Source organism: Priestia sp. FSL R5-0597, from assembly GCF_038006305.1.
Lineage (GTDB): Bacteria > Bacillota > Bacilli > Bacillales > Bacillaceae_H > Priestia > Priestia zanthoxyli.
On record NZ_JBBOUZ010000001.1, the window covers coordinates 1,768,741 to 1,781,997 of the forward strand.

Annotated in this window: 14 protein-coding genes; 9 read left to right on the forward strand and 5 right to left on the reverse strand. The window is 32.6% G+C overall.

Features of this window, described 5'->3' with window-relative positions; genetic code table 11:
* Positions 1-99: 99 nt before the first annotated feature.
* The 3 genes from pyc (at position 100) to MKX72_RS08990 (ending at position 5,003) form a co-directional block, all read left to right on the forward strand.
* Positions 100-3,549 (forward strand): pyruvate carboxylase, encoded by a 3,450-nt coding sequence (pyc, locus tag MKX72_RS08980; protein WP_155008670.1) that lies wholly within the window; start codon positions 100-102, stop codon positions 3,547-3,549.
* Positions 3,550-3,597: 48 nt separating this feature from the next.
* Positions 3,598-4,683 (forward strand): citrate synthase/methylcitrate synthase, encoded by a 1,086-nt coding sequence (locus MKX72_RS08985; RefSeq protein WP_155008669.1) that lies wholly within the window; start codon positions 3,598-3,600, stop codon positions 4,681-4,683.
* A 62-nt stretch (positions 4,684-4,745) separates the two neighbouring features.
* Positions 4,746-5,003: an HPr family phosphocarrier protein gene (locus MKX72_RS08990; RefSeq protein WP_155008680.1), complete on the forward strand. Its 258-nt coding sequence runs from the start codon at positions 4,746-4,748 to the stop codon at positions 5,001-5,003.
* Positions 5,004-5,369: 366 nt separating this feature from the next.
* Here the strand turns inward: MKX72_RS08990 and MKX72_RS08995 are convergent, their stop codons facing one another.
* The 4 genes from MKX72_RS08995 to MKX72_RS09010 all read right to left on the reverse strand — a co-directional run bounded on the left by MKX72_RS08995 (position 5,370) and on the right by MKX72_RS09010 (position 7,733).
* The gene (locus tag MKX72_RS08995) at positions 5,370-5,669 is read right to left on the reverse strand and encodes a hypothetical protein (RefSeq protein ID WP_155008668.1); all 300 of its coding nucleotides are present in this window, start codon (positions 5,667-5,669) and stop codon (positions 5,370-5,372) included.
* A gap of 64 nt (positions 5,670-5,733) precedes the next feature.
* On the reverse strand, positions 5,734-6,003 hold the full coding sequence (locus MKX72_RS09000; RefSeq protein WP_155008667.1) for a hypothetical protein: 270 nt from the start codon (positions 6,001-6,003) through the stop codon (positions 5,734-5,736).
* A gap of 139 nt (positions 6,004-6,142) precedes the next feature.
* A complete protein-coding gene (locus tag MKX72_RS09005) occupies positions 6,143-7,222 on the reverse strand; it encodes a DUF4179 domain-containing protein (protein WP_155008666.1) in 1,080 nt (359 codons plus the stop codon).
* Entirely contained in the window at positions 7,206-7,733 is a 528-nt protein-coding gene (locus MKX72_RS09010; RefSeq protein ID WP_155008665.1) for an RNA polymerase sigma factor, read from the reverse strand. The genes MKX72_RS09005 and MKX72_RS09010 overlap by 17 nt, the downstream gene beginning before the upstream one ends.
* A 648-nt stretch (positions 7,734-8,381) precedes the next feature.
* Between MKX72_RS09010 and MKX72_RS09015 the strand changes: the two genes are divergently transcribed.
* Both MKX72_RS09015 and MKX72_RS09020 read left to right on the forward strand, forming a co-directional pair.
* Positions 8,382-8,774: a UPF0715 family protein gene (locus MKX72_RS09015; RefSeq protein ID WP_155008664.1), complete on the forward strand. Its 393-nt coding sequence runs from the start codon at positions 8,382-8,384 to the stop codon at positions 8,772-8,774.
* Positions 8,775-8,885: 111 nt separating this feature from the next.
* Complete coding sequence (locus tag MKX72_RS09020) at positions 8,886-9,443, forward strand: hypothetical protein (RefSeq protein WP_155008663.1); 558 nt, start codon at positions 8,886-8,888, stop codon at positions 9,441-9,443.
* Between the two features lie 77 nt (positions 9,444-9,520).
* Here MKX72_RS09020 and MKX72_RS09025 read toward each other — a convergent pair whose 3' ends face one another.
* Positions 9,521-9,754, reverse strand: a complete 234-nt coding sequence (locus MKX72_RS09025; protein ID WP_098113337.1) for a hypothetical protein — start codon at positions 9,752-9,754, stop codon at positions 9,521-9,523.
* A 222-nt stretch (positions 9,755-9,976) separates the two neighbouring features.
* Between MKX72_RS09025 and MKX72_RS09030 the strand changes: the two genes are divergently transcribed.
* The 4 genes from MKX72_RS09030 to MKX72_RS09045 all read left to right on the forward strand — a co-directional run bounded on the left by MKX72_RS09030 (position 9,977) and on the right by MKX72_RS09045 (position 12,867).
* Positions 9,977-10,468, forward strand: a complete 492-nt coding sequence (locus tag MKX72_RS09030) for an RNA polymerase sigma factor (RefSeq protein ID WP_155008662.1) — start codon at positions 9,977-9,979, stop codon at positions 10,466-10,468.
* Positions 10,468-11,379, forward strand: a complete 912-nt coding sequence (locus tag MKX72_RS09035) for a sigma factor regulator N-terminal domain-containing protein (RefSeq protein WP_155008661.1) — start codon at positions 10,468-10,470, stop codon at positions 11,377-11,379. The genes MKX72_RS09030 and MKX72_RS09035 overlap by 1 nt, the downstream gene beginning before the upstream one ends.
* 591 nt (positions 11,380-11,970) lie before the next feature.
* Complete coding sequence (locus tag MKX72_RS09040) at positions 11,971-12,243, forward strand: hypothetical protein (RefSeq protein ID WP_155008659.1); 273 nt, start codon at positions 11,971-11,973, stop codon at positions 12,241-12,243.
* Positions 12,244-12,435: 192 nt separating this feature from the next.
* Positions 12,436-12,867, forward strand: a complete 432-nt coding sequence (locus tag MKX72_RS09045; RefSeq protein WP_025908230.1) for a hypothetical protein — start codon at positions 12,436-12,438, stop codon at positions 12,865-12,867.
* Positions 12,868-13,257: the final 390 nt, after the last annotated feature.

Below are 13,257 nucleotides of genomic sequence, written 5' to 3' on the forward strand. Positions count from 1 at the left end.
TTTAGTTCTAAGTATTAAGGGGATTTATAGCTTTATATAATCCATTAAAAAGAAGAAATGAAATTTGTATTTATTTAATCGCAGGGAGAGAGTAAGATTATGGGAGTTAAAACTAGAAAAATAAATAAAATCTTGGTTGCCAATCGAGGAGAAATTGCCATACGTATCTTTCGTGCATGTACCGAACTAGATATTCGTACAGTAGCTATTTATTCTCAGGAGGATGCAGGATCTTTTCATCGTTATAAAGCAGATGAAGCTTATTTGGTAGGAGAAGGTAAAAAGCCAATCGAGGCTTATTTAGATATTGAAGGAATCATTGAGATTGCGAAAAAATACGATATAGATGCTATTCACCCGGGATACGGATTTTTATCGGAGAATATAAATTTTGCCCAACGTTGTGAAGAAGAAAACATTATTTTTATTGGACCAGAATCAAGACACCTTAATATGTTTGGTGACAAAGTAAAGGCACGCCAGCAAGCAATTGAAGCCAATATTCCTGTTATTCCAGGAAGTGATGGACCAGTTTCAAATCTAGAAGAAGCAGAGATTTTTGGCCGAGATTATGGATATCCAATTATGATTAAGGCTTCACTTGGCGGGGGTGGTCGTGGAATGAGAGTCGTCCGCACTAAAGCTGAATTAATGGAATCCTATAGCCGTGCAAAGTCAGAAGCTAAATCCGCATTTGGTAATGATGAGGTATATGTAGAGAAATTTATAGAAAATCCTAAACATATTGAAGTTCAAATATTAGGAGATCAGTATAAAAATATTGTTCATCTATACGAGCGTGATTGTTCAATCCAGCGTCGTCATCAAAAAGTAGTCGAAGTTGCCCCAAGCGTTTCTCTATCTGAGCAATTACGCAGACAAATCTGTGAAGCAGCTGTTAGCTTGATGAAAAACGTCGACTACATAAATGCAGGAACTGTTGAATTTTTGGTCTCCGGAAATGAGTTTTATTTTATTGAAGTAAACCCACGAGTACAGGTAGAGCATACGATTACTGAAATGATTACGGGTATTGATATTGTTCAGTCTCAAATTTTAATTTCGGATGGTTATTCTCTAGATAGTAAGGAAATTGGTATTCCTAATCAAGAAGAGATAAAAACCGATGGTTTTGCAATACAATCCCGGGTAACAACAGAGGATCCATTGAATGATTTTATGCCTGATACGGGTAAAATCATGGCATATCGTTCAGGTGGTGGATTTGGAGTTCGCCTTGACGCTGGAAATGGATTTCAAGGAGCAGTTATTACTCCCTATTACGATTCCTTACTTGTAAAGGTAACGACATGGGCAAATGAATTTGAAAAAGCAGCCTCGAAAATGAGCCGAAACCTTCGGGAATTCAGAATTCGTGGAATTAAAACTAACATTCCCTTTTTAGAAAATGTCGTTAAACATGCAAATTTCTTAAATGGTAATTATGATACTTCTTTCATTGATTCTACACCTGAGCTATTTCAATTTCCGCAAAGTAAAGACCGCGGAACAAAAATGCTAACATATATCGGAAATGTAACAGTGAATGGGTTCCCGGGTATTGATCAAAAGCGAAAGCCTATTTTTAATCAGCCAATCGTACCTAAGATAAAAAGCAATCCAATAATCCCTTTAGGTACTAAGCAAATTTTAGATGCAGAGGGTGCAATAGGAGTCATTAAATGGATTAAAGAACAACGAGAGGTACTACTAACAGATACGACATTTCGTGATGCTCACCAGTCACTCTTAGCAACCCGAATACGTACCAATGATTTATTACGTATTGCTGAACCAACAGCTCAATTATTACCCAATCTCTTCTCAACAGAAATGTGGGGAGGAGCTACATTTGACGTATCTTATCGCTTTTTAAGTGAAGATCCTTGGGATCGTTTGATAAAATTGCGTGAGAAAATGCCAAATATTTTATTTCAGATGCTTCTTCGTGGCTCTAATGCAGTTGGATATAAAAACTATCCAGATAATGTGATTAAAGAATTTATAAAACAATCATCCGATGCAGGTATTGATGTATTCCGTATTTTTGATAGCTTAAATTGGGTACAAGGGATGACGGTAGCAATTGACTCAGTGAGAGAGAATGGCAAGTTAGCTGAGGCAGCAATATGTTATACAGGAGATATTCTAGATCCTACAAGAAAAAAATATGATCTAAATTATTACAAGTTGCTTGCTAAAGAACTTGAGGCATCAGGGGCTCATATCCTAGGTATTAAAGATATGGCTGGTTTATTAAAACCTCAAGCAGCGTATGAATTAGTATCAGCTTTAAAAGAAACCATTGATATTCCAATTCATTTACACACACATGATACAAGTGGAAATGGCATTTACACGTATGCTAAAGCAATTGAAGCAGGCGTAGACATTGTTGACGTAGCAGTCAGTTCAATGGCAGGATTAACGTCTCAGCCAAGTGCAAATTCACTTTACTATGCTTTAGAGAACACAGAGCGTAAGCCAAAGTTAGATATTCAAAGTTTTGAACAGCTATCTTACTACTGGGAAGATGTTAGGAAGTATTATCTAGAATTTGAAAGTGGAATGAATGCACCTCATACAGAGGTCTATGTACACGAGATGCCTGGTGGTCAGTATAGTAATCTGCAACAACAAGCAAAAGCAGTGGGATTAGCAAATCGTTGGGATGAAGTAAAGGAGATGTACTCAAGGGTTAATCAGCTGTTTGGAAACATTGTTAAAGTTACGCCATCTTCAAAAGTAGTAGGAGATATGGCGCTTTATATGGTACAGAACAATTTGTCTGAAAAAGATATTTTTGAACGTGGCGATTCACTTGATTTTCCAGATTCAGTTGTCGAATTATTTGAAGGATATCTAGGCAAACCTTACGGAGGGTTTCCACAAGAACTGCAGTCTATTATTCTCAAAGGAAAAAAAGCACTTACAGTCCGGCCTGGCCAGCTATTAGAGGATGCTGATTTTCAACAGATAAAAGAGGACTTGTGTCAAAAGCTTCAGCGTACAGCTACAAATTATGAAGTTATAGCATATGCATTATATCCAAAAGTATTTATAGACTATCAAGAGAAATTCAAGCGATATGGAGATTTATCAGTATTAGATACACCTACTTTCTTATACGGGATGCGTCTTGGGCAAGAGATAGAGATAGAAATTGAAAAGGGAAAAATATTGATTGTGAAACTTGTATCAATTGGGCAAGCACAATCAGATGGCACTCGTACTGTGTATTTTGAGTTAAACGGTCAACCACGCGAAGTTATCATTAAAGATGATAGTGTGAAGCCAACAGTTAAAGCTAAAGTGGCAGCAGATCCTACTAACCCAACTCATATGGGTGCAACGATGCCGGGTACAGTGATAAAAGTGCTTGTTCAAAAAGGAGATAAAGTATCTAAAGGTGAACATCTTGTTATTACTGAAGCCATGAAAATGGAAACGACGATTCAAGCACCATTCAGTGGAGTTGTAAAAGATATTTATGTATCTAATGGAGAATCAATTCAACCTGGGAATTTACTAATTGAATTGATTAAATAATCTCTTACTAACAATCGTTTCTTAAGGGATCATAAGGGGAGAAGATAAATGGTTCAAAAGGGGCTAAGAAATGTAATCGCAGCCGAAACATCTATAAGCTTGGTTGATGGAGATAATGGTCATTTAATCTATAGAGGATACGATGCAAGAGATATAGCTCTAAACAAGTCTTTTGAAGAAGTTACCTACTTATTATGGTACGGACATCTACCAACCGAAGATGAAAAAAAAGAGTTTTCTATATCGTTGAAAATAAATCGTCATTTACCTCCATACGTTGCTCAAATCATTCGTTCTCTTCCCAATGAGATGGAGATAATGAATCAAATTCAAACAGCTATCGCTGCCTTGAGTACGAGTAAATTCAAATGGAAACCAAATATTAAACAAGCAATTAGATTAGCAGCTGTCATTCCTACCATTACTGCTGCAATTTATAGAAAAATGAATAGAAAAGAGATAATTCGGCCAAATATGGAACTAAATCATGTAGAGAATTATTTATATATGCTAACAGGTGAAGTACCTACTTCGACTCATACAAGAGCTCTCGAAGCGTATATGATCTTAACCATGGAACATGGCATGAATGCTTCCACATTTGCTTCAAGGGTAGTTTCTTCTACAGAATCAGATATGGTTTCTGCTGTAACAGGAGCCATCGGAGCAATGAAAGGCCCACTCCATGGAGGAGCACCTACAGGTGTAATTGATATGCTAAATGAAATTAAAGAAAAAGACAAAGTAGAAACATGGATTCGTAGAAAATTAGAAAATAAAGAATATCTTATGGGGTTTGGTCATCGTGTTTATAAGACACGTGACCCTCGTGCCGAAGTACTAAGTAAGATTTGTAAACAAATTGGTCAAGATGATCCGTGGCTTACTTTAGCAAACTTTGTAGAGGAGAAGGCTATACAATTACTTGAAGAATATAAGCCTGGTAGAAAACTTTATACTAATGTGGAGTTTTATGCAGCTGCAGTTATGAGGGCAATCGATATGTCTCCAAAGTTGTTTACTCCTACATTTACAGTAAGCCGAATGGTTGGATGGACTGCTCATGTCATTGAACAGTCATTAGACAATACAATTTTTCGACCGGAAGCAAAGTATATTGGGGCTCATTATTAATTAGAGTGTTCATCTGTATATAAAGTCTTTAAAAATAAAAATGACAAAGAGAGTGCGTGCCGATGTTAAGAAAGAGGATTATTGTTGGTCTTGAACATAGATTACAGGCTCGTAATGCTACTGAATTTGTACAAAAAGCATCTACTTTTGAAAGTGATATAACTCTTATGAAAAATGGAGTATCAGTAACTGCAAAAAGTATCATGGGAGTTATGTGTATTGCGATTAGAACAAAAGAAGATATTACACTAGTTGCAGAAGGTATTGATGAAAAATTAGATGTTAAAAACTTAGGAATTTTCCTTTCAAATAAACAATGATTATTTGGAATAGCTGAATAAACTCAGACAATCGTAGTGCACCTCAATAGTTAGACAAGTTCTAACATTTGGAGGTGCTTTTTATCTATTATACAAGTTGTAGAAAAAGGTCTTATTTGTCGTCACTAAGTGTAAATAGTAAAACATTAATAATATATAAAATACTTTATTATTTACATAACAGATCATAATAATTAGAATAAGTTGTTTAGTCAAATCATAACCGGTTACGAGATTTATTTTTAAAGATATGGGTATATGAATCTACAAATCTGGCCAGACTAATAACGTATCCCCCCTATTCCAATAAATTCAAAAAACCTTAGCCTGTATGGGCAAAGGTTTCTTTTTTTATGTAAATATTTCTCAAGGCGCAAACCCTTGAAAACTGACTGCAAGATAGATACTAAACGAAAGAGCACATAAGGAAACAAAATGTAATGTTAAAAAAGGGATTTTCTGTTTACCTTTGATAAAGAAGGAATAAATAAACCCGAGTATTGTAACTAAAGTTAAAATAGGCACAATAATCTTAATCACAGTACTAAAAATATTTGCTGTAACAACTGATAAAAGAAAGAACCCAATTATAACTACATACAAGATTATTGAAGTAACTAAAGAAGCTATTGAAACCTTTAAAGCATTTTTAAAGAATTTCTTCATCTAATTTCCTCCTAATAGATTTTATAAAAAACAAAAAGAAGCAAGCATGCTGTACTCGCTTCTTTTAACTTTCACCAAAATTTATTGCGAAAAATAGCATACCTAACATGATAAGTAGTGGAATTACAACAAAAGAGGCCAAACTAAAATACTTCATTAGACCTTTTTCATTTTTTCCAAAAGCTATTACTCCACATGTAAAGCCTGCAAGATAAATAACGATTCCTACATAAAGAATATTTGAGCTATGTATTGGTGTGAGATATTGTCCTATCCCAATAATAATTCCCAACAACGATAACCACAATGAGTATTGACTAAAACGGATTTTCAAGTTGGTCCTCCAAAAACTAAATATATGGTTAATTATACCATTAATTCATTTGTCAGTTAATATAAAACATATATCGGTAGAAAAATAAATAAGCTAAGCAATAAAACTGTCTTATTTCTTAGCTTATCAAAATGCGTATTTAATTTAGCTTTTTCTTTCCTTTAGCGTAAATAATGACTTTGTAAGGATCACCTTTTATTTTAGCCTTCATTTCTTTTGTTTGAAGGAATTCAACAATAACTCCTCCGAGTTTACGGGCAAACTGTTTATTCTCTTCAGAATAACTTAATGATGTATAAATAAATACCTGAGGTTCAGGGTGAACAGAGTAGCCGACCATCTTCACTTGGTATTTATCCTTTCCTAATAGATCCTCACCAACATCATCCAAAATAATTCCCCATCTACCTTCTTGTTCTTGCTTTTTTAAGTTAATTTTATATACCTTTATAGGTGTTTTTTCTTCGTTATTTTTAACAAGAACATCGCTAATCACTTGTTTAATATCTTCAATATGCTTCTCAGTATCAAGTACTTCTAGAGCTACTCTTGCGTCCGAGTCAAATCCTGCTATGCTAGCATCTAACACATGATAATTACGTTTTTTTAATTCAGCATCAATCTCTTGATTTATTTTGTCGTATTTTTCTTGACGAGGATCAGGTTTATACTCATATTGAACAGGATCATACCGTGTAATTTTGACTTTATAACTATCATAGTTACGTGCCTCTAAAATATCTTTTGCAATTTTATTTATATCGTCTTTAACGCGCTTAAAATACTTCTCTGAACCATCCACACTTATCTCAATTTGCTTCTTTCCTCCATAATAGGTCTGACCTAAAGAATCAATTTTATAACCTTTTTTCCTTAGCGTATTAATAATTTCAGTGCTTACAGACTCTTTCTTGAAAATCTGACCCAAATAAGGGATTTTAGAAACTACTTGGGCCATTGCAGGAGAAACAAATGCTGAGCTAACGAATGCACCACTCAAAATAACAAGTGCAATACCACAGTAGACAACATTTCTTAGAAGGCGATTTTGTTTTATAGGTAATATATCGTTTCCAGGCTTTACTGATTCTGATCGCTCTAATTGGTCAATGGCTTCTAAAAGTCGCTGCTTCTGTTTTTGGTTTGATTTCCAGACCAAATCCTCATTCAGTTTTTCTAGTGAACTATCATCCATAAAAGAATTAAATCGTTTCTTCATATATATATCCGTCCTTTACTAACTGCTTTCTCAAAGCAGGAATTGCCCTGAACTGTGTAGACTTTACTTTGCTTTCAGACCACCCTAAAATGGTAGCCGTATCCTTAACAGAAAAACCTTGAACTTTTCGCAGTAAAATAACCTTTCTGTGTCCGTCTTTCAGTTTTTCTAACGCTTGATACAGCTCTAGAGAAGTTTCTTTAAGCTCAATCATCTCTTGAGGTAAAAGATTAAGGTCTGTTTTTGACAGAATAAAATCTTTCAAAAGACATAAAGGTTTCTGTTTTCTAAGATAATCAATGGTGACATTATGCGCAATGCGGAACAACCACGTCTTTTCACTAGAGTTATGCTGAAAGGAATCATAAGAAAGGTAAGCTTTTACGAATGTTTCATGCGTTAAATCTTCAGCTTGCTGATAATCTTTCACCAGCATTAAAATAAACTTTAATATGACGTCGCTATGGTCATCATACCAACGCTCAATTTCTTCTTTTTTTGTCTTTTCCAATATCCTGACCATCCTTTTAACCAATATTCGTTACTTAGACGAGAGTTTTTTAAAAAAAGTTGTGTTTTTTATACAAAAAATAAAAAAACTCTCTTATTTGAGAGTTCTTAATAAAGATCTTCATACTTTTCCGTATCTGTTTCGTAAAATGAAAATATAGATACATTTTTTAAAACTTTCACTTATGCAATAGGTTATTGCAAATTTACTATGTAAAGGTTGCATAGCTGATGCAACCTTTATTAAGAACGTCATGTTTAATAGAATGAACATGACGTTCTCAAAACCTGAACATATATGTTTACTTTTAGTTAATATAAAACCAGTTTCAGGAAAAAATATCCTTATCAGAAAATATATCTGTTATGATAAAAATATAATCTTCTCTAAAGGATGAAGTCTATGAAGGAGTTTTTATCTAGTTTTTTACTTATAACAAGTTGGCTTATATTTGCTATAAGTGCCTATTTGTTTGTTAGTGTTTTAATCGCACCTTCCTATGCATTTATTCCTTTTTGTAAGGTGGTAGGTGCTGGATTAGTTTGTTTTTATTTATCAAAAAAGCTAAACAAAAAAACTAAAGTTAACTAGGTTTAATCTTTATATAATATACATCCGTAGACTAGACAAGAAGGGTGTGTTCATTCAGTGACATTTAAAGAGCTTTTGCCATATCATGCGTTAACAGTTATTAGCTCTAGCGTTTCTTATTCCATATTTCTTATCATCATTGAGCCTAGTTATAGAGCTGTTATTGCATTTTTTATGATCTCACTTATTACAATCATTCCTTATTCTGTTGCAGCCGTACCATTGCAGCTATTTCTAAATAAATGGCCTAAGAAGTTTAGTATTCTCTACTTATGTACCTATTCTGTCGTAGCAATCCTATTCCTTTATATCTCTTATAAGCTTCAAGGAAATTGGTCTAATCCGATAGGGGATTATCGTAAAATGTTTGTATTTGCACTCGGTGCAGCCATCATATACTGGTTTTGGGATTCCATTATCATGAATAAGAAAGAATATCCGTACTATTAAAGTACAAACCTAAACTATATAAGCTACATAAAATGCATTAAATAAATTTTTTGTTCTTCTAATCTTAAAATGTGGTTAAATTCTAACGACATAGTAAAGGGGAAAACAAATATGGCTTTATCCCGTAATCTCACATTAGTTTTACTAAGTTTATTAATCATAATAGGTTTTAGTAGTTATTTTTTATATAGCAGTAACCATCCTAAGATGCTATCTAAAAGAGAAATTAATGATTTTATAGAAGATAAAAGAAAATCTAACTTATCTATTCTTAAAGAGGAGAATATTACATCTAAGCCAGATCCTCATGCTCTTATTTTATATAAAGATAATACTAAATTGGGCACTTACATCCTTACAAAAAGCAGACAAGGAATTGAAGAGCACAAGGGAATGGAAGTACCAATAGATAAAACCTTGCCAATACATGTTACAGGAGCCTTATCAGGGGTTCCATATCTCGGCATATATATTACAAATAATAAATTAATTCAAGAAGGAAAATATATAGAAATGGAATTTGAAGACGGAACAAAAGTAAGAAAGAACATATCTTTAGATCAAAAAGGATATATTCTTTCAGAAAAAACCACTCCTGAAGCACCCAGAGAATCTGTCCAGGTCTCAGTCAAAAAAGATAGTCAAGTTTTATATACAAATGAGTACTAAATAGCTGTTAATCTCTACATTACATACGATTTTAGTTAACATAAAGCCATTTATCTGTAGATAAAAGAAGCAGACCTTTAATTAAAGATCTGCTTCTTTACCTTAGCGAAAACTAAATATATTCCCAAAATAAGCACAATACCCAAACCGATAAAACTTAACCAATACACCCAAGGATAAGTATGTAAAACTGTCGTAACTCCCGTGTTTCTATCCACTATGGTAGACGCACTAGGAGTATAAATTGTATTAATAGTTAAGTACGTTAATAAAGCTTGAGCAATAAGAAATACACCTATTGCACGTTTCATGGCCTTGCCTCCAAACTTATACATGTTTCTATGTACATTTTAACATAAAGAGACCTAATTAATTGTTAGTTACCATAATCACAGTTATAAGTAGTAAATAGAAGGAGCATTGGTTATAGAGCCAGTGCTTCTTTTATTTATAATAAAAAATTTCTATTTTTTCCTTTAAGTGTATACATTCATTGTTACTTATTCGTTGTATAAGTATAGGGAGGATAAATGATGAAAAAAGAAGACATACTCGCCTCCTATCTTATCGATTTAGGAGAGGAAGTACTCAAACTGTTAATAGCGAAGGGTGCGAAGAAAGAAGATTCGGAGGACATTATTCAGAATACATTTTATAAGGTATATACACTATTAGGTGATCTAAGAGAGAACACAATACGTCCATGGTTTTTTAGAGTCGCACTTAATGAATACATAGACTTCAAAAGAAAAAAGGAGCAGCAGAATATCTATTTAACAGAAAAAATTTATTCTAAATTGCAATATACAGACTGTGAACTTGATGCCATTTTAAATAAAAATGAAATTTTCTATCTGTTAAAGGACATCAAAAAAGAGTACAAAGAAGTGTTCTTTTTAAAGTATTACTATGGTTTTTCTTATGAAGAAATTGCGGTCATGTTAGACGTTAAAATAAATAGTGTAAAGCAGAAGTTATATCGTGCACGTAATTTGATTCACTCAAAAGCAGGAGGAAAATATTAATGGAGAGTTCACTACAAACAGCTTTACAAAAAGCTAAACGAAAACAAGTTTTTAAAATTGCCCTCATATCAATTATTGTTGTACTTGTGGCATTAGCAACCCTTTATAGAGCTGGAAGCTATTTTGCAGCCAAAAGTACTGCAAGACTTCATGACGCACTTTTTTTAAATAATGAAATTTCAGGGCCTAATATTCAAATTGACTCCCAAGCAATAAGTAGTCGCTCGATGTTTGAAGGTAACATTGTAACAAATCGTTCCAAGAATATTGATGGTTATGTAGTCAAATGGAGTACACTAACAAGCTCTTATGATTGGTTTAGGTCTAATATTGACACAAATGAATTAGTGCCAGGATTCTATAGGTATGGTAAAGAGCTCTATCACTATGATAAACAAACTAAACAGAAGGTTGGGATTTTTTATCATCCATCTATTAAGAATTACTATGGAGGCGTAAAAAATGACTTAAATGCAGTCTCACAAATGAAAAATTATGTTGCGGAAGTAGCTATCTCTTTTAATCGTCCTTATACATTGAAGGAAATACAAAAACAAATTCCCAATAATTTAAACATTGTATGGTTGTATATGGCATCGCCTATTGTAAACGAAAGTAAAGGACCTGCTGGCATGCCTGTTTATGGGTTTGATCCATCTGATTCGCCAAAAGATGCTTATAATGAATTTACCACAAACCTTAAAAAGTACAATGCAGATGCTGAAGATGAGGCAATTGAGAAGTTTTTAGCATCGAATAAAGATAAATCATTTGATAAAGTCAAAATTTTAGGAGTGATGGTGACAGGCCAAACCCAAAATTTTAAAGCGTTAGAAAATAGAGATTTTATTCGTGGCGCTTCTGTAGGGGCAACAGCACAAAGGGTTCCTTATATCAAGACAGAAAAATAATTAAGAAGAGACTAAGTATTTGGTCTCTTCCGTGTTCCTTTAACAGAGAATATAACATCTAGTTAATGTAATTGCACTTATAAGAACCTTAAGAAAATAACAGCACTCGCCTAAATGGAAGGAGAATGCTGTTATTTAATTTAATAATCCCTTTTCTTTAAACACTTTTTTCAAAGATACAATAAACATTGAAATAAGCTTAACGTACAATTATATTGAGGTGATTAAAATGAGCACTAATTATAAAAAATACTTTTACAAGAAATTTTCTTTAATATATCTTGTTACACTCATGTTATTTATTGTTATCGACATTATGGATTCAGGAAAAATTTCTCTTTTTTCTTCTGAAGATAGTTGGAATTTTATCTTATATCAAATTATCTTTTGTTTAATGTTTATAGGATTTTTGAGTGCATTTATCACAAACTTATTATGGAAAAGGAAAAAGAGTAGATAATTAAGAAGCAAACATAACTAATACATGCTTTAGTTACCATAAAACACGTTATCGGAAACCTAATGAAATATAAATAATAGCTAAATAAAGTTATAATAGACCATAAATATAAAATAAGGTGAGATGTATTAATGATTGACTTTATATCTGATTTCCTTTCAAGTGGAGTAGGATTCAGTACGGGTGTTTTAGATACAAGGAAGATTGATAGTAATATTAGGTTACTAAGGGAACAAGAATGGTTTAAAAAGATTTATGAGAACAACCAATACTATTCACTACTTATCGGAAATAGAGAAGTCCGAGCTTACTTACAAAGTAATTTTCGTGTTAAAAGAATGATTCGTAATGAGAAATCTCAAGCAAAGTTCTTATTGCTCTTAAATGAAAAGTTGAAGATATAATTATTAAGACATAGAAGTTAACATAATCCATATTCTAGGAAACGGAAAAGAAATTTACAGCTGCAAATCCCTTTTTTATGTGTATGTATATATTCATTAACAACAAATAAGATTATTTTACTGTAAAATAAATACTATACCTTTAAACTTAGTAGTATCTAATTTGAATTGTTATTTGGGTAGGAGGAAATTATGGTATCGTTTAATAGAATTATAAAATTGCGGGATTTGGAAATTTTTCGAGTATCAAAAGACGGACAAATCTTCTCTTATGTAGTAATTGAAGACACTAGAAAACCATTCACAGAAGAAGATAAAAAACTAGATCCATTATGTTATATGGATGAAGAAGATATTAATGCGATTTTAAATGTTTTCAGGATTTCATTAATCAATGACGAAAAATTAAGTGAAGAAAATTCATACTTTCTAAAATCATTCTTTTCAGATTTTGTTAACAATACAAATTTAACAAACTTTATCTTTACAGAATACATTCAAGAAGATTTGTATGATCACGAAGTTGACATAAAATTTTTCAATAAAATTTTAAAAGATATAGGTTCAAGTTATATTATTGAAGAATTTGATGAAAGAAATTGGATTTATTTATCTCAAGATTAAAATATAAGCTATGTATACCATATACAAAACTAGTTTACATAAACACTCTTTCCGGAACACACCACAAAAAAGAACCCTTATGGGAGTAAGGGTTCGAAAGAGGTCTCATTTATGAGTTATGCAGCTTTTTATACATCCTTGATACATCAGCTTTTCCTCTTGTGGTGATTGAAGCTACGATGAATAAAAAGCGCACCTTTTATACATATGCTTGTAAGGTAAAATATAGTCTTTATGGAATTAATATGTTATTATATTTTTGTACATGCATTTTAATAGTGAAAAGCCACCTGTCCTGCAAATAATGGGTGGCTTTTTATTTTGTTCTTGTACATGAGGAACTTTACTAATGATACAGATGAAATTGAGTTTAATGTCTAGAAGGAGTAT

What these genes read in the sequence shown, in the direction of transcription:
- MKX72_RS09040 (WP_155008659.1), top strand. Translation starts at nt 11,971, where the DNA reads ATGATTGACTTTATATCTGATTTCCTTTCAAGTGGAGTAGGATTCAGT.
- pyc (WP_155008670.1), top strand. Translation starts at nt 100, where the DNA reads ATGGGAGTTAAAACTAGAAAAATAAATAAAATCTTGGTTGCCAATCGA.
- MKX72_RS09030 (WP_155008662.1), top strand. Translation starts at nt 9,977, where the DNA reads ATGAAAAAAGAAGACATACTCGCCTCCTATCTTATCGATTTAGGAGAG.
- MKX72_RS09025 (WP_098113337.1), bottom strand. Translation starts at nt 9,754, where the DNA reads ATGAAACGTGCAATAGGTGTATTTCTTATTGCTCAAGCTTTATTAACG.
- MKX72_RS09045 (WP_025908230.1), top strand. Translation starts at nt 12,436, where the DNA reads ATGGTATCGTTTAATAGAATTATAAAATTGCGGGATTTGGAAATTTTT.
- MKX72_RS09005 (WP_155008666.1), bottom strand. Translation starts at nt 7,222, where the DNA reads ATGAAGAAACGATTTAATTCTTTTATGGATGATAGTTCACTAGAAAAA.
- MKX72_RS09035 (WP_155008661.1), top strand. Translation starts at nt 10,468, where the DNA reads ATGGAGAGTTCACTACAAACAGCTTTACAAAAAGCTAAACGAAAACAA.
- MKX72_RS08995 (WP_155008668.1), bottom strand. Translation starts at nt 5,669, where the DNA reads ATGAAGAAATTCTTTAAAAATGCTTTAAAGGTTTCAATAGCTTCTTTA.
- MKX72_RS08990 (WP_155008680.1), top strand. Translation starts at nt 4,746, where the DNA reads ATGTTAAGAAAGAGGATTATTGTTGGTCTTGAACATAGATTACAGGCT.
- MKX72_RS08985 (WP_155008669.1), top strand. Translation starts at nt 3,598, where the DNA reads ATGGTTCAAAAGGGGCTAAGAAATGTAATCGCAGCCGAAACATCTATA.
- MKX72_RS09020 (WP_155008663.1), top strand. Translation starts at nt 8,886, where the DNA reads ATGGCTTTATCCCGTAATCTCACATTAGTTTTACTAAGTTTATTAATC.